Source organism: Pseudonocardia hydrocarbonoxydans, from assembly GCF_006539565.1.
GTDB lineage: Bacteria > Actinomycetota > Actinomycetes > Mycobacteriales > Pseudonocardiaceae > Pseudonocardia > Pseudonocardia hydrocarbonoxydans.
The window spans coordinates 1-18081 of the sequence record NZ_BJNG01000039.1; the positions used below are offsets into that span (position 1 = coordinate 1).

At 74.8% G+C, this 18081-nt stretch carries 22 protein-coding genes; 17 read left to right on the forward strand and 5 right to left on the reverse strand.

Features of this window, described 5'->3' with window-relative positions; translation table 11 throughout:
• From PHY01_RS21290 to PHY01_RS21295, 3 genes are all read left to right on the forward strand, one after another.
• On the forward strand, positions 1 to 1294 hold a 1294-nt coding region (locus PHY01_RS21290), incomplete at its 5' end, for a monocarboxylic acid transporter (protein WP_141281153.1).
• 43 nt (positions 1295 to 1337) lie between these two features.
• The gene (locus PHY01_RS26675) at positions 1338 to 1661 is read left to right on the forward strand and encodes a rhodanese-like domain-containing protein (RefSeq protein ID WP_170183917.1); all 324 of its coding nucleotides are present in this window, start codon (positions 1338 to 1340) and stop codon (positions 1659 to 1661) included.
• Between the two features lie 8 nt (positions 1662 to 1669).
• Positions 1670 to 2578, forward strand: coding sequence for a DUF4328 domain-containing protein (locus PHY01_RS21295; protein ID WP_170183918.1), 909 nt, complete (start codon positions 1670 to 1672; stop codon positions 2576 to 2578).
• Here PHY01_RS21295 and PHY01_RS21300 read toward each other — a convergent pair.
• The gene (locus tag PHY01_RS21300) at positions 2568 to 3728 is read right to left on the reverse strand and encodes a cytochrome P450 (RefSeq protein ID WP_141281341.1); all 1161 of its coding nucleotides are present in this window, start codon (positions 3726 to 3728) and stop codon (positions 2568 to 2570) included. The two genes, PHY01_RS21295 and PHY01_RS21300, sit on opposite strands and share 11 nt — an antisense overlap.
• Before the next feature lie 105 nt (positions 3729 to 3833).
• Here PHY01_RS21300 and PHY01_RS21305 point away from each other — a divergent pair, with 105 nt between their 5' ends.
• The 3 genes from PHY01_RS21305 to PHY01_RS21315 all read left to right on the forward strand — a co-directional run bounded on the left by PHY01_RS21305 (position 3834) and on the right by PHY01_RS21315 (position 7437).
• Complete coding sequence (locus PHY01_RS21305; RefSeq protein ID WP_141281157.1) at positions 3834 to 5510, forward strand: monocarboxylic acid transporter; 1677 nt, start codon at positions 3834 to 3836, stop codon at positions 5508 to 5510.
• A gap of 13 nt (positions 5511 to 5523) precedes the next feature.
• Positions 5524 to 6453 carry a DUF5926 family protein gene (locus tag PHY01_RS21310; protein ID WP_141281160.1) on the forward strand — a complete coding sequence of 310 codons (930 nt, stop codon included), beginning with the start codon at positions 5524 to 5526 and terminating at the stop codon, positions 6451 to 6453.
• Positions 6454 to 6522: 69 nt separating this feature from the next.
• Positions 6523 to 7437: an SDR family NAD(P)-dependent oxidoreductase gene (locus tag PHY01_RS21315; RefSeq protein WP_141281162.1), complete on the forward strand. Its 915-nt coding sequence runs from the start codon at positions 6523 to 6525 to the stop codon at positions 7435 to 7437.
• 82 nt (positions 7438 to 7519) lie between these two features.
• On the opposite strand, the gene PHY01_RS21320 is transcribed toward PHY01_RS21315, so the two are convergent.
• Entirely contained in the window at positions 7520 to 8290 is a 771-nt protein-coding gene (locus PHY01_RS21320; protein ID WP_246086049.1) for a CPBP family intramembrane glutamic endopeptidase, read from the reverse strand.
• A gap of 34 nt (positions 8291 to 8324) precedes the next feature.
• Here PHY01_RS21320 and PHY01_RS21325 point away from each other — a divergent pair, with 34 nt between their 5' ends.
• Positions 8325 to 8720, forward strand: a complete 396-nt coding sequence (locus PHY01_RS21325; RefSeq protein WP_141281164.1) for a hypothetical protein — start codon at positions 8325 to 8327, stop codon at positions 8718 to 8720.
• Between the two features lie 8 nt (positions 8721 to 8728).
• On the forward strand, positions 8729 to 9040 hold the full coding sequence (locus tag PHY01_RS21330) for a DUF3817 domain-containing protein (RefSeq protein WP_141281166.1): 312 nt from the start codon (positions 8729 to 8731) through the stop codon (positions 9038 to 9040).
• A 19-nt stretch (positions 9041 to 9059) separates the two neighbouring features.
• Here PHY01_RS21330 and PHY01_RS21335 read toward each other — a convergent pair whose 3' ends face one another.
• Complete coding sequence (locus PHY01_RS21335; RefSeq protein WP_141281168.1) at positions 9060 to 9827, reverse strand: DUF2470 domain-containing protein; 768 nt, start codon at positions 9825 to 9827, stop codon at positions 9060 to 9062.
• A 106-nt stretch (positions 9828 to 9933) separates the two neighbouring features.
• Here PHY01_RS21335 and PHY01_RS21340 point away from each other — a divergent pair, with 106 nt between their 5' ends.
• The 3 genes from PHY01_RS21340 to PHY01_RS21350 are packed head-to-tail and all read left to right on the forward strand — an operon-like array spanning position 9934 to position 12421.
• Entirely contained in the window at positions 9934 to 10812 is an 879-nt protein-coding gene (locus PHY01_RS21340) for a hypothetical protein (RefSeq protein ID WP_141281170.1), read from the forward strand.
• 35 nt (positions 10813 to 10847) lie between these two features.
• Entirely contained in the window at positions 10848 to 11795 is a 948-nt protein-coding gene (gene pheA, locus PHY01_RS21345) for a prephenate dehydratase (RefSeq protein WP_141281172.1), read from the forward strand.
• Complete coding sequence (locus tag PHY01_RS21350) at positions 11792 to 12421, forward strand: histidine phosphatase family protein (protein ID WP_141281174.1); 630 nt, start codon at positions 11792 to 11794, stop codon at positions 12419 to 12421. Before pheA ends, PHY01_RS21350 begins: the two co-directional genes overlap by 4 nt.
• A gap of 6 nt (positions 12422 to 12427) precedes the next feature.
• Here the strand turns inward: PHY01_RS21350 and PHY01_RS21355 are convergent, their stop codons facing one another.
• Entirely contained in the window at positions 12428 to 12766 is a 339-nt protein-coding gene (locus PHY01_RS21355) for a metallopeptidase family protein (protein WP_141281176.1), read from the reverse strand.
• A 16-nt stretch (positions 12767 to 12782) separates the two neighbouring features.
• Complete coding sequence (locus PHY01_RS21360; protein WP_141281178.1) at positions 12783 to 13985, reverse strand: septum formation family protein; 1203 nt, start codon at positions 13983 to 13985, stop codon at positions 12783 to 12785.
• Between the two features lie 116 nt (positions 13986 to 14101).
• Here PHY01_RS21360 and PHY01_RS21365 point away from each other — a divergent pair, with 116 nt between their 5' ends.
• The 6 genes from PHY01_RS21365 to PHY01_RS21390 are packed head-to-tail and all read left to right on the forward strand — an operon-like array spanning position 14102 to position 18074.
• Positions 14102 to 14710, forward strand: coding sequence for a hypothetical protein (locus tag PHY01_RS21365; RefSeq protein ID WP_246086050.1), 609 nt, complete (start codon positions 14102 to 14104; stop codon positions 14708 to 14710).
• Positions 14711 to 15874: a glutathionylspermidine synthase family protein gene (locus PHY01_RS21370; RefSeq protein ID WP_141281180.1), complete on the forward strand. Its 1164-nt coding sequence runs from the start codon at positions 14711 to 14713 to the stop codon at positions 15872 to 15874. It begins immediately after the preceding gene.
• Positions 15875 to 15890: 16 nt separating this feature from the next.
• Positions 15891 to 16328 carry a DUF350 domain-containing protein gene (locus PHY01_RS21375; RefSeq protein ID WP_141281182.1) on the forward strand — a complete coding sequence of 146 codons (438 nt, stop codon included), beginning with the start codon at positions 15891 to 15893 and terminating at the stop codon, positions 16326 to 16328.
• Between the two features lie 28 nt (positions 16329 to 16356).
• On the forward strand, positions 16357 to 16617 hold the full coding sequence (locus PHY01_RS21380) for a type II toxin-antitoxin system Phd/YefM family antitoxin (protein ID WP_141281184.1): 261 nt from the start codon (positions 16357 to 16359) through the stop codon (positions 16615 to 16617).
• Entirely contained in the window at positions 16614 to 17006 is a 393-nt protein-coding gene (locus tag PHY01_RS21385) for a type II toxin-antitoxin system VapC family toxin (RefSeq protein WP_218030270.1), read from the forward strand. The genes PHY01_RS21380 and PHY01_RS21385 overlap by 4 nt, the downstream gene beginning before the upstream one ends.
• A gap of 42 nt (positions 17007 to 17048) precedes the next feature.
• Positions 17049 to 18074 carry a DNA polymerase III subunit beta family protein gene (locus PHY01_RS21390; RefSeq protein ID WP_218030271.1) on the forward strand — a complete coding sequence of 342 codons (1026 nt, stop codon included), beginning with the start codon at positions 17049 to 17051 and terminating at the stop codon, positions 18072 to 18074.
• Positions 18075 to 18081 lie beyond the last annotated feature (7 nt).

The window sequence follows — 18081 nt, forward strand, 5'->3', positions numbered from 1 at the left end:
CCTGCGCAACACCGGCAAGTTCACGATGGGCGACGTCCTGGCGTTCCGGATGCGGCAGCGGCCCGTCCGCGCCGCGGCCGCCACGTCGACGCTGGTGGTGTCGTTCTTCTACCTGCTCGCGCAGATGGCCGGGGCGGGCGGGCTGATCGCGCTGCTGCTGCAGATCCCCAACACCGACCGCGTCGGGCAGAGCGTCGTGATCGCTGTCGTCGGCCTGCTGATGATCGTCTACGTCCTGGTGGGCGGCATGAAGGGCACCACCTACGTGCAGATCATCAAGGCGGGGCTGCTGATCGTCGGCGCCGCGGTGATGACGGCGTGGGTGCTCGGCATCGTCGGGTTCAACCTGTCTGACCTGCTCGGCCGGGCCGTCGCCAACAGCCCCGGGCGCGGCGAGGCCCTGCTGACGCCCGGCCTGCAGTACACGAACCCGGTCGACTTCATCTCCCTGGGCCTCGCGCTCGTGCTCGGCACCGCGGGCCTGCCGCACATCCTCATGCGCTTCTACACCGTGCCGACGGCCGTGGAGGCCCGCCGTTCGGTGGTCTGGGCGATCTGGCTGATCGGCGTGTTCTACCTGTTCACGCTCGTGCTGGGCTACGGTGCCGCGGCGCTGGTGGGGCCGGAGGCCATCGCGGCCGCCCCCGGCGGGGGGAACTCCGCGGCGCCGCTGCTGGCCTACCAGCTCGGCGGGGAGATCCTGCTCGGCATCATCTCCGCGGTCGCGTTCGCCACGATCCTCGCGGTCGTCGCCGGCCTGACGATCACGGCGTCGGCGTCGTTCGCGCACGACGTCTACGCGAACGTGATCGAGCGGGGCGAGGCGTCGCCCGACTCCGAGGTGCGCGTCGCCCGGATCACGGCGCTGGTCGTCGGGGTCGTCGCGATCGCGGGCGGGATCCTGGTCAACGGCATCAACATCGCGTTCCTGGTGGCCCTGGCGTTCGCCGTCGCCGCGTCGGCCAACCTGCCCACGATCCTGTACTCGCTGTTCTGGAAGCGGTTCAACACGATGGGCGCGCTGTTCAGCATCTACGGCGGCCTGGTCAGCTGCGTGCTGCTGATCGTCTTCTCGCCGGTGGTGTCGGGGCCGCGCAGCGTGATCCTGCCGAACGGCGGGTTCGCGTTCTTCCCGCTGGAGAACCCGGGCATCGTGTCGATCCCGCTGTCGTTCCTGCTCGGGATCGTCGGCACCTACGTCGGCGGGTCGCGCGACTTCGACCACGCCCGGTACGCCGAGATGGAGGTCCGGTCCCTCACCGGCGCCGGCTCGGAGAAGGCCCTGCTGCGCTGATCCTCACCGGGTCCTGACCGCCGGGCGTGGGAGGATCCGCGCCATGACCGTTCCTTCCGTGCCGGTGGCCCAGGTGCCCGCCGACGCCGCGATGCTCGACGTCCGCGAGCCCGACGAGTGGAACGCGGGCCACGCACCCGGCGCGCGGCACCTCCCGATGTCCCAGCTCACCGCCCGCCTGTCCGAGGTGCCCGCCGACGACCCGCTCTACGTCGTCTGCCGCTCCGGTGGCCGGTCGGCGCAGGTCGTGCAGTACCTCGCCGCGCAGGGTCACCCGGCCGTCAACGTCGAGGGCGGGATGCAGGTCTGGGCCGCGCAGGGCCGCCCGGTCGTCGCCGAGGGCGGCGCCACCCCGGCGATCGTCTGACCCCTCCCGTGCCCCCCGGAACGCAGACCTGCCCCCGGTGCCGTCGCACGTCGTCGCCGGAGGCCGGTCCGTTCTGCCCCTACTGCGGCCGGTACCTGGCCGCGCTGGAGTGGGTGGCGCACCCGCCCGCGCCGGACGAGCCGCCCGCCGTGCCCGCCCCGCGCCGGCCCTACACCGGGCCCCCGCGCTACCGGCTGCGCCCGACCGGCGGCTACCCGGCCCTGCCCTGGGTGCGTACGTCCGGGCCGGACGCGCCCGGCCCCCTGCACGCCGCCCGCTCCGTCGCGGGCACCGTCGTGCCGCTGCTGTGGGCGACGGCGGCGGTCGCGCTGGTCGCGGCCGGGTCGGAGGCCTGGCGCTACGGCCTGCTCCTCGCCAGCCGCTCCGACGCGCTGAGCGCCCAGGTCGTCGCGGCCTCCGACGCGCTGGTGATCTCCGCGGGCACGATCGCGCCGATCCTGACGGTGTTCGCCGGGGCGCTCGTCGTGCTGTGGTCGGTGCGGGCGGCGGCGGCCGCCGCCCACGGCGCGGGCGTCGTGGCGTCCCGGCGCCCCCGTGACGTCGTGCTCGGCTGGGTGGTGCCCGGGGTGAACCTCGCCGTCCCCGGCTCGGTGCTGGCCGAGATCGAGCACACCGCGCTCGGCCGGCCCGCGGGTGAGCGGCCGCGGCCGTCGCGCCTGCTGCTGGTGTGGTGGGCCCTGTGGGCGGCCGGGATCGTCCTGTCGGCCGTGGTGCTGCTGTGGGGCCTGCGCACCGGCGTCCAGGCCCGGGCCGACGGCGTCGTCCTGCACGGGGTGCTCGACCTGCTCGCCGCGGTCGTCGCGGGCGTCACCGCGGTGCTGGTCACCCACCTCACCCGCCTGCTCGCCCCCGCGCGGGCCGACCGTCGCGAGCTGCTGGTCGCCGTCAGGTCGTGACGGGCAGGGTCCGCAGGCCGCGCATCACGAAGCTCGGGCGCCGCTGCGGTTCCGCGGCCAGGGTCAGGCCCCGCATCCGGGTGCGCAGGGCGTCGAGCGCGGCGGCCACCTCGAGGCGGGCCAGCGGGGCGCCCAGGCAGTAGTGCACGCCGAGCCCGAACCCCAGGTGCGGGTTGTGGATGCGGGTGACGTCGAGCTCGTCGGGCCGCTCGAACACCTGGGGGTCGCGGGCGGCCGCGCCGAGCAGGGCCGCGATGCGGGTGCCGGCGGGCACCGGGTGCCCCGCCACCACCGTGTCGACCACGGCCGTGCGCTCGAACAGCTGCAGCGGCGGGTCGTAGCGGATCAGCTCCTCGACGGCGGGCGCGAGCGGTGCCGTGGCCAGCACCGACCACTGGACGGGGTGACGCAGCAGGGCCAGCACCCCGTTGCCGATGACGTTGACGGTGGCCTCGTGCCCGGCCATCAGCAGCAGCGCCGCGGTGCCGACGAGCTCGTCGGAGTCGACCCCGGCGGCGACGAGGTCGCTCACCAGGTCCTCGCCCGGGTGCCGCCTGCGGTGCTCGGCGAGGCCGCGCAGCGCGTCGACGAACTCCGCCGACGCCCGCTCGGCGGCGGCGCGGCGCCCGTCGTCGACGCCCGGCTCGTACATCGCGACGATCGTGTTCGACCAGCCGCGCAGGGCCTCCCGCTCCGGCCCCGCGACGCCGAGCAGCTCGGCGATGACCTCCACCGGCAGCGTGGCGGCGAGCCCGGCGATCAGGTCGGCGCGGCCGTCGGCGGCGACGCCGGCCGCCAGGTCGTCGACGAGACGGCCCGCGAGGCCGCGGACCCACGGCTCCAGCCGGGCGGTGTGCCCGCGGTTGAACGCCCCCGCGACGAGGCCGCGCAGCCGGTGGTGCGGCTCGCCCTCGCGTTCGAGCAGCGAGTTGCGGTGCAGCAGGTTGAACGCGCCGAACTCGGCGGCGGGCTCGGCGTCGGCCCAGATGCGGCCCAGGTCACGGCCCCGCAGCAGCGCCGAGCAGGCCGCGTGCGACACCGCGACGGGCGTGCCCAGCAGGGGGTGGTCGTGCACCGGGGCGAGCGCGCGCAGCAGCGCGAACGCGGGGTAGGGATCGGCGAGGAACGCGCCGTCCGCGGGATCGAACAGGGACAACCGACACCTCTCAACGTGACCGACCGGTTACCTGACGCATCCGGCGTCGTTGGACCTGTCACGGGCCGTGCCCGCATTCTGCCCCGGAAGGACGACGACGTGCTCCTCGCGCAACAGGCCACGGTGGGAAACCCCGTCGTGAACGTGACGATCTTCGGCGCATTCGTGCTGCTGACCCTGGTGGTGGTGTTCCGTGCCGGCCGCGGCAACCGGACCGCGGCCCACTACTACACCGGCGGCAGCAACTTCACGGGTGCGCAGAACGGCGTCGCGCTGGCCGGGGACTACCTCTCCGCCGCGGCGTTCCTCGGCATCGCGGGCGCCGTCGCCGTCTTCGGCTACGACGGCCTGCTGTTCGCCATCGGCTCGTTCGTCGGCTGGCTGGTGGCGCTGCTGCTGGTCGCGGAGTGGCTGCGCAACACCGGCCGCTACACGATGGGCGACGTCCTGAGCTTCCGGCTGCGGCAGCGCCCGGTGCGCAGCGCGGCGGCCACCTCGACGCTGCTGGTGTCGGTGCTCTACCTCGTCGCGCAGGTGGCGGGCGCGGGCGGTCTGATCGCCCTGCTGCTGGGCATCCCCAACTCGAACCGGTTCGCGCAGAGCGTCGTGATCGCCGTCGTCGGGGCCCTGATGATCGTCTACGTGTTGGTGGGCGGCATGAAGGGGACCACGTGGGTGCAGATCGTCAAGGCGAACCTGCTCATCGTCACCGGGCTGGTGCTGGCCGCCTGGCTGCTCGGGCGCTACGGCTTCAACTTCTCGAACCTGCTGGGCTCCGCCGTGGACAACAGCCCCGAGGCGGGTGAGGCGCTGCTCGCGCCCGGCCTGCAGTACGGGCGCACGGAGCTGTCGAAGATCGACTTCATCTCGCTGTCGCTGGCCGCGGTGCTCGGCCCGGCGAGCCTGCCGCACATCCTCATGCGCTTCTACACCGTGCCGAACGCCAAGGAGGCCCGCCGCTCGGTGGTCTGGGCGATCTGGCTGATCGGCGGCTTCTTCCTCTGCATCCTGGTCATCGGCTACGGCGCGACCGCGCTGGTCGGGGCCGACACCATCGCCGCGTCGCCGGGGGCGTCGAACTCCGCGGCCCCGCTGCTCGCCTTCCGCCTCGGCGGGGAGCTGCTGCTCGGCATCGTCGCCGCGGTGGCGTTCGCGACGATCCTGGCCGTCGTCGCCGGGCTGACGATCGCGGCCTCGGCCTCGTTCGCCCACGACGTCTACGCCAACGTCATCCGCAAGGGCAAGGTCGACTCCGCCGAGGAGATCCGCGTCGCGCGGCGCACGGCGCTCGTCGTCGGGCTGCTGGCGATCGGCGGCGGGATCCTGGCCAACGGGCAGAACGTGGCCGTGCTCGTCGCCCTCGCGTTCGCGGTGGCCGCGTCGGCGAACATGGCCTCGCTGGTGTACTCGCTGTTCTGGAAGCGGTTCAACACCACCGGCGCGCTCTACAGCATGTACGGCGGCATGGGCGCGGCCGTGTTCCTGGTGATCGTCTCGCCCGCGGTGTCGGGGCAGCCCACCTCGATGATCCCCGGCGTCGACTTCGCGCTGTTCCCGCTGGCCAACCCGGGCATCGTGTCGATCCCGCTGTCGTTCCTGCTCGGCATCGTCGGCACGTTCATCGGGCCGCGCGACGACGACGCGGACCGACGCTTCGCCGAGATGGAGGTCCGGTCGCTGACCGGGGCCGGTGCGGCCGGCCGGCCGGCCGTCGCGGCGCGGCCGAAGCAGGACTCGTTCGCACCCCGCCCGAATCCGGCGCCGCGGCCCCGCTAGCGTTTCCCGAACCATGGCGAAGAAGACACGTGTTGCGGCCCCGGCGGGCGAGAACCCGCGCCGCCCCTGCCCCTGCGGCTCCGGCAAGCGCTACAAGGCCTGTCACGGCGCGGGTGACGACGTCATCGTCACCCGGCCGTTCGCGGGCCTGGCGGTGGAGTGCGATCTCGTCGCGCTCCGCGAGTTCCTGCCCTCGGCCACCGCGCCGCTGCCCCTGCGGACCCCGGCCGAGCGCTCGGTGACGATCGCGTCGGTGCTGCCGGGGGCGTCGGCCGCGCTGGTCCGCCCGGGCGGCGAGGTCCTGCTGGGCATGCAGGTCCAGACCCGCTCCGGCGACCTGTCGGCCGACCTGGCCCGCGCCCTGGAGTGGGGCCTCGCGGCCGAGCCCGGCACGGCGCTGCCCGTCGTCGGCCCCGGCCTCACCGGCACCGACCGGCTGCAGGACCTCATCGACGTCGACGCCCCCCTCGAGCTCACCGTGCACTCCGACTTCGCCTGGTGGGTGGCCCCCGAGGACGGGACCGAGCCGAGCGCCGAGGTGCTCGCCACCGTCGAGCGGGCCAACGCCGTCATCATGCCGACGGAGGCGGTCGAGGGCGACGGCGTGCGCGCCGCCTACTGGGTCGACACCGGCACGAAGGCGCACCTGCGCTGGGTGCGTCCCGAGCCGGAGGAGCAGATCGTCGCCGCGCTCGCCCGCCTGCAGGCGCGCGGTGAGCTGGGCCTGGGTGAGGGCACCCGGTACGCGGGCTCGTTCCGGGCCCACGGCCTGCTGGTGCCGGTGTGGGACCTCGACCGGGAGCTGCACCCCTCGGAGTGGTCCAAGCCCGTCACCGACTTCGCCGCGGGCCTGGCGGCGGCGCTGGCCGACACCACGCCGCTCACCTCCGAGGAGCGTCGCGCCCGTGACGCCCTCGCGGGCAAGCAGGTCACGCTGCGTTAGCAGCTGGGGCGGCGGACGTCACGCCGGTCCGCGGCGGCAGGTGTTACCGGCGGGTCATATGCTCCGCGCATGGGACTTCTGGATGGCAAGGTCGTCATCGTCACCGGTGCCGGCCGCGGGATCGGTCGCGCCGAGGCGCTGGAGTGCGCAGCGCAGGGTGCCGCGGTCGTCGTCGCCGAGTTCGACCCGAGCACGGGTGAGTCGGTGGCGAAGGAGATCGTCGCCGCCGGCGGGCGGGCGGTGGCCGCGAGCGGTGACGTCGCCGACGCCGCGGTCGCGGACTCGCTCGTCGCCACCGCGGTCGCGGAGTTCGGCCGCCTCGACGGCCTGGTCAACAACGCCGGGATCCTGCGGGACAAGACGCTGGCCAAGCTGTCGGAGGACGACTGGGACGCGGTGATCCGCGTGCACCTGCGCGGCCACTTCCTGCCGACGCGCGCCGCGGTGCGGCACTGGAAGGAGGCGGGGCAGCCCGGCCACGTCGTCCACACGGCGTCGACGTCGGGGATCCTCGGCAACTTCGGCCAGAGCAACTACGGCGCGGCCAAGGCCGGCATCGCCGCGTTCTCCACGATCGTCGCCATGGAGGGCGCGCGCGGCGGCATCACGTCGAACGCGATCGCCCCCACCGCGCTCACGGCCATGACGCTCGACCTCATGCCCCAGGAGTTCCGCGACGACCGCGACGCCGCCATCGCCCGCGGCGAGTTCGACTTCTTCGCCCCGGAGAACGTCGCCCCGCTCGTCGCGTTCCTCTGCTCCGACGCCTCCGCGCACATCAGCGGCAAGGTGTTCGGGGTGCAGGGCGACAGCATCGAGATCTTCCAGCCGTTCACCAGCGTCGCGGAGGTCAAGAACGACGGGAAGCGCTGGGACCCCGAGGACATCGGCGGCCGCATCGACGACCTGTGGACCGCCAGCGGCATCCAGCCGGGCCCGGAGAACATGATGGCCCGCATGCGCTACCAGATCCTGGCGCTCTGACCCCCCGCTCGAATTGCAGGAAGGCCACCTTCACGCAGCTAGATTGCGTGAAGGTGGCCTTCCTGCAATTCAGGGGGCGGGGTCAGGGGAGCCAGCCCACCCGGCCGGCCAGCAGGGCGTAGCCGGCGAAGGCGACCACGTCGATCAGGGCGTGGGCGCCGACCAGCATCCACAGCCGGTTGGTCCGCTGCCACACCCGCCCGAACACCAGCCCCATCACCACGTTGCCGACGAACCCGCCGAGCCCCTGGTAGAGGTGGTAGGCCCCGCGCAGCAGTGCCTGGACCAGCAGTGCGCCGTTCTCCGACCAGCCGAGCTGGCGCAGCCGGGTGATCAGGTAGGCCACCATGACGATCTCCTCGGCCCAGCTGTTCGCCAGGGCGGAGAGGATCAGGACGGGGAGCTGCCACCAGCTCTGGTCGAGCGTCGACGGCGCGATCGTCAGGCTGACGCCGAGCGCGCGCGCCGTGAGGTAGAGCCCGAGCCCGGGGACGCCGATCAGCGCGGCGAGACCGGCGGCGCCCAGGGCGTCGCGGCCGGGGCGGCGGGCGTCCAGGCCGACGGCGCGCAGCGCGATCCCGCCCCGGACCAGCAGGTACGCCCCCAACGCCCCCCAGCCGACGAGCTGCAGCACGCGCACCAGCTGCAGCGCGAGGTCGACGAGGTCGGCCTGCGCGGCGGGGGCGTTGAGGGCCACCTGCTGCTCGCTGAGCGGGACGGTCTGCAGCAGCGAGTCGACCAGGCTCAGCGCGCTGCGCAGCGCCGAGAGCCCGAGCGTGACGGTGAGCACCACCAGCACCTCGGTGCCCAGCGTGCGGCGGGTACGCGGGTCGGTCACCAGGGGTGTGCGCACGTCGCGACGCTACCAACGGCGTAGTCTGGCGGGCGTGTTGCGGCTGGCCCTGTCCCCTCGCTGGATGATGTGGCACCTGCTCACGCTCGGCGCGATGGCCACCTGCGGCTGGCTCGCGGTGTGGCAGTGGCAGCGGGCCGGGTCGGCGTTGGGCAGCGCCCTCAACGTCGGCTACGGCGTGCAGTGGCCGGTGTTCGCGGTGTTCTTCGGGGTCATGTGGTGGCGGCTGCTGCGCATGGAGGCGCAGTCGGCCGTCGAGGAGCCGGCCCCCGCCGAGCCCGCCCCGGTCCCGGTCGAGGCCCCGCCTGCCGACAGCCCGTTCACCGCCCGCCCCCGCGTCGCGGTCCCCGAGCTCGACGACGCCGAGAACCCCCGGCTCGTCGCCTACAACCAGATGCTCCGGCAGCTCGCCGAGCGCGACCCCCGATAGGACGGCCCGTGTCGATCCCGACCGCTCTGCGCAACTACCGCGTCGCCGCGTGGGTCACCGGCATCGGTCTGCTCGTGCTGGTGTTCGTCGCGATGCCGCTGAAGTACTTCTTCGACACGCCGGGCCCGGTCGCGGTCGTCGGTGTGACGCACGGCTTCCTCTACATGCTCTACATCGTCTGCACACTGATTCTGGCCGAGCGGGTGCGGGCGAAGCCGCTGGAGGCGCTGGTGGTGCTGCTCGCCGGCACGGTCCCGATCGCGTCGTTCGTGGCCGAGCGCGCGGTGACCCGCCGGATCCGGGCGCTGCACCCGGCCTGATCCCCGGGCTGCCGGCGGCTCAGCCCGGCCGGTGGAGGCACCCGACCATCCGCTGGAACTGCGTCCGCAGCTCCTCGACGGTCTTGATCGGCGCCTCCCAGGCGAGCCGGACGTCGTGGTCGCGGTCGGGGGTCTCGACGCGCAGGCGCAGGCCGCAGCGGTCGACGCCGAGCGGGCGCACCCGCACGTCCCGGGCGTCGCGCAGCGCGGGGGGCAGGTGCCGCGCCAGCGCGGTGAACACCTCGGGGTGCGCGGCCTCCAGGTGCCCGAGCCAGTGGTGCTCGTAGCGGCAGAACGGGTCGGGCCGGGCCGCCGCGAGGTCGACGGGGGCGAGCGCGGCGGTGCCCTCGGCGTCGGACAGCACGGCCGAGCCCGGCGTCAGGCGCACCAGCACCGCGCCGTGCCCGAGCTCCAGCCAGGCGGGGCTCGGGTGGTGCTCGCTGAGCCCGACCGCGATGCGCCGCGCGCGTCCGGCGTCGACGGCGGTGAGGTGCCCGGTGATCCACAGCAGGCCGCGGACGGGCTCGCGCAGGGCCACCGGCGCGGTGTCGGCGAGCTCCAGCATCACGGCCAGCTCGCCGTCGCGGGCCAGCCGGGCCAGCACCGGCTCGTCGTCGGACAGGAGCAGGACCGCCGAGCCGTCGGCGTAGACGTGCTGGGCCAGGGGGTGCGCGACGGGCGAGCCGGTGCCGACGAGTGCCGCCGCCCCGGCCCCGCGCGCGGTGAGGCTGCGGGCGCGCTCGCCGTCGGTCGGGGCGGGTGGCCGCCGCAGTCGCGTGGTTCCCAAGAGGCACCTCCGAATTAGGTGAGCCTAAGCTAGCTTCTCCGGTGATCGTCGCGCAAGCATCAGGCGCTGCACGACGGCCGTGACCGACCCGTTAGCGTCTGTGGCCGTGACGACGCAGCCGACGGCCGGAACCGGGCCCTGGTCCGTGCCCCCGCTGTTCGCCGGGCTCGTCGACGACACCGGCCTGCTGGGGCCGCGCGAGGGGAGCCCGGTCGAGCAGGTCGTCGCCCGCTACCTCGCCGCCCGCGACGGCGCGTTCAGCGGCCTCGTCGGCCAGCTCGTCTGCCCGGTGTCGCGGCTGCCCGCCCTGGTCAAGGAGCTGGCGCGCGCCGCCCCGGCCCGCCCCGTCGACCTCTCGATCGTCGTCGACACGGGTCTGGGTGCCGTGCCCAAGGCGCTGTCGACGGTGCTGTCGCGCCCGGCCCTGCTCGCCCCCCGCACGGTCGAGACCGCCGCGCCCCCGGACGTCGACGCGGTGTGGCTCGACCGCGTCGCGGAGTTCGTCCCCGAGGACGTCGTCGCCGTCGTCGAGCCGCGCCGCCCGGCCCCCGACGACCCCGCGGGCACCGACGCCTGGCTCGACGCCGTGCGCCGCGTCGCCGACCAGGGCTGCGCGCCGAGGCTGCGCTGCGGCGGGCCGCGGCCGACCGACGCGCCCTCCACCGCCGACGTCGAGCGGTTCGTGCGCGTCGTCGCCGGGACCGGTCGCGGGTTCACGACGCTCGGGCTGCACGAGGCGGTGCGCGTCGAGGGCGGCGGGGGCCGCCGGCACGGCATCGTCAACCTGCTGGTGGCGGTGGCCCGTGCGCTCGGCGGGGGCGACGTCGCCGGCGCGCTGCGCAGCACCGACGGCGCGGCACTCGCCGCGGAGATCGGCGACTGGTCGGAGCGGGCCGTCTCCGGCGTGCGCGGCCTGCTCTCGCGCTGCGGCGCCGACCCGGCCCCCGGCACCGCGCTGGCCGGGCTGGGTCTGTTGTCCCGCTGACGGGCGGGCGTCGAGCGGGCATTAGGGTCCGGGTCGTGGGTCGACTGGCGTTCCTCGGGCCGCACGCCACCTTCACCGAGCAGGCGCTGCGGTCGCTCCCCGAATCCCGTGACGCCGAGCTGGTGCCGTGCGCGGGCAGCCCGGCGGTGCTCGCCGCGGTCCGCTCCGGCGAGGTCGACGCGGGCTGCGTGCCGATCGAGAACAGCGTCGAGGGGGCGGTCGGGGCGGTGCTCGACGGGCTCGTCGACTCGCCGCCGCTGGTGATCGTCCGCGAGGCGCTGGTCGCGGTGCGGTTCGCGGTGATGGTCCGGCCCGGCACCCGCACCGCCGACGTCCGCCGCGTCGGCTCGCACCCGCACGCCGTCGCGCAGACCCGCGGCTGGCTCGCCGCGCACCTGCCCGCCGCGGAGGTGCTGCTCACGACCTCGACGGCGGAGGCCGCGGCGCAGGTCGCGCGCGGCGAGCTCGACGCCGCCGTCGCCGCCCCGCTCGCCGCGGAGCAGCACGGCCTGGAGATCGCCGTCGACGACGTGGCCGACAACCCCGGCGCCGTCACCCGCTTCGTGCTGGTCGCCCCGCCCGGCCCGCCGCCCGCGCCCACCGGCCACGACCGCACGACGTTCGCGGCCACCACGCGCAACCGGCCGGGCTCGCTGCTCGGGCTGCTCACCGAGCTGGCGGTGCGGGGGATCGACCTCACCCGCATCGAGTCGCGCCCGATCAAGGACCGGCACGCGGAGTACTGGTTCCACATCGACTGCACCGGCCACGTCGCCGAGCCCGCGATGGGGGAGGCGCTGGCCGCCCTGCACCGCCGCTGCGACGATGTGCGCTTCCTCGGCTCGTTCCCCCGGGCCGGCAACGGGGCGGCGGCGTCCGGGGGCCCGGACCCGGCGGCCCCGCTGGGCGCGGCCACCGACTCGGCGTTCGCGCGGGCGCAGGCCTGGCTCGACGGCCTGCGCGCGGGGAGCGTCGGCCGGTGACGCGCCTGATCCTTGCGCGGCACGGCCAGACCGACTCCAACGTCGGGCGCGTCCTCGACTCCGCCCCGCCCGGCCCCCCGCTCAACGCGCTCGGCCTGGCCCAGGCGGCGGCGCTGGGGGAGCGGCTGCGCGGCGAGCGGATCGACGCCGTGCACGCCTCGACCGCGACCCGCGCCCAGCAGACGGCCGCCCCGGTCGGGGCGGTGGCTGGGCTCGCCGTCGAGGTCGTCGACGGCGTGCACGAGGTGTTCTGCGGCGACCTGGAGGGCCGCGGCGACGACGAGGCGCGCGAGCGGTTCGACGCCGTCTACGACGCCTGGCTCGCCGGTGACCTGCGTGCCCACCTGCCCGGCGGGGAGTCGGCGCTGGACCTGCGCGCGCGGTTCCTGCCCGCCGTCGAACGGCTCACCGGCGGCGTCGACGGCACGGTGCTGATCGCCAGCCACGGCGCCGCGATCCGGCTGGCGAGCGCCGCGCTGCTCGGCGACACCGCCGAGACGCTCTACGTCCCCAACACCGGCCTGGTGATCCTCACCGGCACCCCCGCCGCCGGGTGGGCGCTGGAGCACTGGGACACCGCGGTCCCGGTCGTCGGCGACGTGACGGCCGGCGGCCCGCCGGACTGACCGGCGTCAGCCCCAGCCGAGCCGGTGCAGGGTGTCCTCGTCGATGCCGAAGTGGTGGGCCACCTCGTGCACCACGGTGACCGCCACCTCGTGCACGACCTCGTCGGCGTCGGCGCAGATCTCCAGGATGGCGTCCTGGTAGACCGAGATGCGGTCGGGCAGCACCCCGCCGTAGGACGACGTGCGCTCGGTCAGGGCGACGCCCTCGTAGAGCCCGAGCAGCTCGGGGTCCTCGTCGTTGCGGTCCTCGACGAGCACCACGACGTTGTCCATCGCCCGGGTGAGCTCGGCCGGGATCGTGTCCAGCGCGTCGGCGACCAGCTCCTCGAAGCGCCGCCGGGTCATCTCCACGACCGGGCCGTCAGGTCCCGTCGAGGGGGACGGGCACCTCGACCGGCACCTCCGGCAGCTCCCCGGCGGGCGGCGCGTCGCTCGGCGGCGGGACGGCGCCGTCGGAGGGTGCGGGGGTCGGCGCCGGGGCGGTGGTCGGCGGGGCGGGCATGCCGGCGTCGGGGGTGTCGGAGGCCGGCGGGGCCGGCTGGTCGCCGATGACGACGTCGCCGGTGACGGGGCCGGTGACCGGCGCGAACCCGGTGCGGTCGGGCAGCAGCGCCGCCACGTTGCAGTTGACCCGGTAGGTGCCCGCGGCCCAGGACGCCTCGCTGACGTTGTTCCAGTAGACCGTCAGCCCCTTGTCCGCGACGACGGTCGGCCCGCCCGCGTAGGCGGCCGCGATCTCGTTGCACTTGGGCTGCAGGTAGGCGTCCTGCGCCTCGACGGCGGGGTAGCCGTCGGGGAAGTCGGCCGCCATGTCGACGATGCCGACGGTCTCCAGCGCGTGCGGCCCGGCGCACGACACGGGGTCGCCGACGCGGGGGCCGTCGATCCCCAGGCACACGCCCGGCTCCTGGACGGCGGCCTGGTCGCCGTCGGCGACGCGCCCGGTCATCGGGTAGAGCGCCCCGGAGCGCGACGCGCTCTGCAGGCCGCAGCGCAGCTCGCGGTCGCCCTGCTCCCACTTCGACGGCGACGGCTTGAGCGCGCCCACGCGGTAGCGGCCGTCGGGGTCGAAGACGTTGTTCAGGTAGGTCATGACGACCGGCCCGCACCGCTCGTCGACGAGCTGGCGCCACGTGGAGTCGTCCGGCAGCGCCACCTGGTCGGCGAGGACGACCGTGCCGGCCTGTTCGAACAGGTGGGGCTCGGCGCAGTCGACCAGCGCGGTGTCGACGGCGTCGGGCCGTGTCCAGGTCAGGCAGGTGCCGGGGATGGCGGGCGGGGCCTGCACCTCGACGACCTCGGGCACGTCGGGCGGCGCGGCCACGGCGGCGAACGTGCCCAGCACGGGCACCTCGGCGCCGGTGAAGGTGTCGAGCGTGGCGGCGCCCAGCATGACCAGGGCACCGACGACGACGCCGGTGACGACACGGCGCACGGGGTGCACGGAGGGGCTGGGTGCGCGTCCACCCGGCGCGGGTGCGGACGACGGGCGCAGCGGGGGAGCGTCGTCGTCACGCACGGGCCGGGGAGCGGTGAGGGTTCGGTCCATGACGACCGTCATCATGCCGTGACCTTCCCGGTCACTCCCCGTCGCGGCCGCCGTGGCGCGGTCATCGGTCGCCCGCGTGCTGCGAACGTCCGTGTCCGGGACGACGGCCGGTCCGGGTACGGTGCGCGCGCGTGCCGATCTGTGAGGGGGCGGTCATGGGCGACGACGAGGAGCGTCCGGAGCCGGGCAGCATGCGGTTCCAGGACGACTCGACCACACCGCGTGAGCCCACGCTCGCGGAGCGTCGCGCCCGGGAGCAGGCGCTGCGGCGGCAGGAGGCGCAGGCGCGGCAGGCGGCCGACGACGCCGAGCGCGGGCAGAAGAAGCGCAGGCGGATCCTCGTCGGGGCCGGTGTCACGGTCGGGGTGGTCGCGCTGATCGCCGTCGGCTACGCGGTGGCGCGGCCGCAGGAGGAGATCCGGGCGCAGTGCGTCGACGAGGAGACCGACGAGATCGTCGACGACTCCAACTGCGTCACGCCGGTGGCGAACAACGGGGGCTACGGCGGCGGCTTCTACCCGATCTTCATCGGCGGCGGCGGGCGGCAGTACCACTACAACTACGGCGGCACCGGCACCGTCGGCACCCGCGTGAGTGGCGGCACCACGAGCGTCCCGGCCGACGGCACGCGGGTCACGACGTCGTCGGGCCGCGACGTCTCCCCGCGCGCGTCGAGCAGCAGCGGCGTGTCCCGCGGTGGGCTGGGCGTCTCCGGCGGCGGATCGTCGAGCGGCTCGTAGGTGGAGCGGCACCGGGGTGAGCCGCGCGCGGGCTGGGAGGACACCGTCCGCAGGCAGGGCATGGTGTTCGGCGCGCCCGGCCGCGGCGCCCGTGGCGCCGCCCGGCCGTACTGGGACGAGTCGGTGCACTACACGTTCTCCATGGACGAGGTGCTGTCGCTGGAGGCCGACGTCGAGGTGCTGCACTCGATGTGCCTGGAGGCCGTCGACCACGTCGTCACGACCGAGCGGTTCCGCGACTTCGCGATCCCGGAGTACGCGTGGGAGGGCGTGGCGGCGTCGTGGCGGCGCAGCGACCCGCACGTCTACGGCCGCTTCGACCTGCGCTACGACGGCTCCGGCCCGGCGCAGCTGCTGGAGTACAACGCCGACACCCCCACCACGCTGCTCGAAGCCAGCCTGCTGCAGTGGTACTGGCTCAAGGACGCCCACCCCGACGACGACCAGTGGAACTCGCTGCACGAGAAGCTCGTCGAGCGCTGGGGCGAGCTCCGGGCGCGGCTGCCCGGCGACGACATCTACTTCACGTGGTCGGGCGCCGACGCCAGCGGCGAGGACCACGTCACCGTCGGCTACCTGCAGGAGACCGCCGCGGAGGCGGGCCTGAACACCGTCGGGCTCGCGATCGAGGACATCGGCTGGGACGCGGTGCTCGACCGCTTCGTCGACCTCGAGGAGGCGCCGATGGCCGCGGTGTTCAAGCTCTACCCGTGGGAGTGGGTCGTCACCGACGACTTCGGCAAGCACGTGCTGCGCAGCCTCCCCGAGACGCTGTGGGTCGAGCCGCTGTGGAAGTCGGTGCTGAGCAACAAGGCGCTGCTCGCGGTGCTGTGGGAGATGTACCCCGGCCACCCCAACCTGCTGCCCGCCTACCTCGACCAGCCCGGCCTGCTCACCGAGTACGTCCGCAAGCCGCGCCTGGGCCGCGAGGGCGCCAACATCTCGATCGTCTCGCCCGGCTCCGAGCACGAGACCGGCGGGATCTACGGCGAGGAGGGCTACGTCTACCAGCTCTTCTCCCCGCTGCCGGAGTTCGACGGCTTCCGGCCCGCGCTGGGCGCGTGGGTCGTCGGCGACACGGCGGCCGGCCTCGGCATCCGCGAGACCGTCGGGCTGGTCACCGACGACGGCGCGGCGTTCGTCCCCCACCGCATCCCCTCCTGAAAGGCTCCCCTCCGAAATGATCAACCCGGGCTTCTTCTCCGTGATCGGCGTCGGGATCGGCGCGATCCTGCTCTACGCCGTCCTCGGCGTCATCCTGATGCTGCTCGGCTTCTACGCCGTCGACCTGACGACGCCGGGCAAGCTCAACGTGATGGTCCGCGAGGGCCTGCCGAACGCCGTGGTGATCACCGCGGCGGGGATGGTCAGCATGGCGCTGATCGTCGTCACGGCGATCTACACCTCCTCGGGCTTCCTCACCGAGGGCCTGATCCAGACCGCGGTCTTCGGCGTCATCGGGATCCTCGCCCAGGTCGGCGCCGTGCGGCTGGTGGAGTGGGTCATGGGCATCGACATCGGGGCCGTGCTGGCCGCCGACCGCGTCGTGCCGCAGAGCTTTCTCATCTCCGCCGCGCACCTGGCGCTCGGGCTCGTGGTGGCCTTCGCGATCATCTAGTGGCCTACGCAACTGCTACGGTCGTAGCATGACCGAGGTCCCCAGTCGTGAGCTGCGCAACGACACCGCGGGCGTCCTGCGCCGGGTCCAGGACGGCGAGCGCGTGACGGTCACCGTCAACGGGCGGCCCGTCGCCGAGCTGGTGCCCGTCCAGCGGGCCCGGCGCGCCTGGATCGGGCGGGCGGAGCTCGCCGCGCGCCTGAGCCGCGCCCAGGCCGACCCCGGCCTGCGTGACGACCTCGCCCGCCTGGCCGGCGACACGACCGACGACCTGGGGCCGATCCGGTGAGGGGGCTGCTCGACACCAGCGTCTTCATCGCGGCGGAGAGCGGGCGTCCGATGCGGACCGACCTGCTCCCGGAGGAGTCGGCGGTCTCGGTCGTCACGCTGGCCGAGCTCCGGGCGGGGGTGCTGGCCGCGGTCGACGTCGAGACCCGCGCCCGGCGGATGCTGACTCTCGACGCCGTGGGTGACGTCGAGCTGCTCGGTATCGACGAGGCGGCCGCGCACACCTGGGCGCTGATGCGTGTCGAGCTCGCCGGAACCGGTCGACGGGCGAACGTGAACGACCTCTGGATCGCCGCGTGTGCCGCGTCCCGGGACCTGCCCGTCGTGACGCAGGACGGCGACTTCGAGGCGATCGAGGGGATCGCCGGGCTGCGGGTCGTCCGGGTCTGAGGGGTTGACCCTCGACCAGGTCGAGGCGGGAGGTTCGACGGCGTGGAGAGCGGGAGCTGGCGCGGCATCGGGGCGATGGCCCGGGAGTCGGGCCTGACGGTGAGCGCGCTGCGCTTCTACGACGGCTCGGGCGTGTTCGGGCCCGCGCACGTCGACCCGCACAGCGGCTACCGGCGCTACGCACCCGACCAGCTCGTCGTCGCGCGCCTGGTGGCGTCGCTGCGGCGGGTCGGGATGCCGCTGGCCGGGATCCGGGAGGTGCTGGAGCACCGGCACGACCCCGATGCCGTCGACGCCCTGCTGGCCGGGCACCTGCACCGGCTGGAACAGGGGGTGGCGGCCGCCCGTCGCGAGCTCTCCACCGTCCGCGACCTGCTCGCCCCGGAGGAGAACCCCATGACCCCCACCGTCGTACGCCTGCCCGCCGCCGACCTGGCCGACGCGCTGCGCGCCGTCCGGTTCGCCGTCGGCTCCGACCCGGAGTTCCCGGCGCTGCACGGCGTGCTGCTCGACGTCGGCGCCGACGCGGCCACGCTGGTGGCCACCGACCGCTACCGGCTCGCGGTGGCCACCGCGGCGACCCGGACGGTCGACGGGCCGCCGCGCGCGGTCGTGGTGCCGGCGGACCTGGCCATCGACGCCGGGGACGCCGACGTCGAGCTCCGGGTGGACGCCGCCACCGTCGCGGTCGACGGCCGGGTGCACGACCTGCTGCCCGGGCCGTTCCCGGACCACCGCCGCCTGCTCCCCGCACCCTCCGACGGCGGGATCCCGGTCGACGCCGCGCAGCTGCGGGCCGCGGTCGCCGCAGGGGGGACGCGCCGCGTCGCGGGCGCCGAGGTCACGGTGCTCTCCGTGGACGCCGCGGGGCGCCTCGTGGCGGGCGCCGGGTCCGACGGGGTCGGGCTGAACGTCGAGTTCCTGCTGGAGGCCGCCGACGCGGGCGGGCCCGGGCAGCTCCGGCTCGAGCTCGACGGCCCGCTGGCCCCCGTGGCCATCCGCTCCGCCGGGTCGTTCTCGCTGCTCATGCCGGTCCGTCTGGACGAGGGGGAGCCGGTCGGGAGGTGAGCGGTCG

What these genes read in the sequence shown, in the direction of transcription:
- PHY01_RS26675 (WP_170183917.1), top strand. Translation starts at nt 1,338, where the DNA reads ATGACCGTTCCTTCCGTGCCGGTGGCCCAGGTGCCCGCCGACGCCGCG.
- PHY01_RS21310 (WP_141281160.1), top strand. Translation starts at nt 5,524, where the DNA reads ATGGCGAAGAAGACACGTGTTGCGGCCCCGGCGGGCGAGAACCCGCGC.
- PHY01_RS21315 (WP_141281162.1), top strand. Translation starts at nt 6,523, where the DNA reads ATGGGACTTCTGGATGGCAAGGTCGTCATCGTCACCGGTGCCGGCCGC.
- PHY01_RS21355 (WP_141281176.1), bottom strand. Translation starts at nt 12,766, where the DNA reads ATGACCCGGCGGCGCTTCGAGGAGCTGGTCGCCGACGCGCTGGACACG.
- PHY01_RS21360 (WP_141281178.1), bottom strand. Translation starts at nt 13,985, where the DNA reads ATGATGACGGTCGTCATGGACCGAACCCTCACCGCTCCCCGGCCCGTG.
- PHY01_RS21375 (WP_141281182.1), top strand. Translation starts at nt 15,891, where the DNA reads ATGATCAACCCGGGCTTCTTCTCCGTGATCGGCGTCGGGATCGGCGCG.
- PHY01_RS21380 (WP_141281184.1), top strand. Translation starts at nt 16,357, where the DNA reads ATGACCGAGGTCCCCAGTCGTGAGCTGCGCAACGACACCGCGGGCGTC.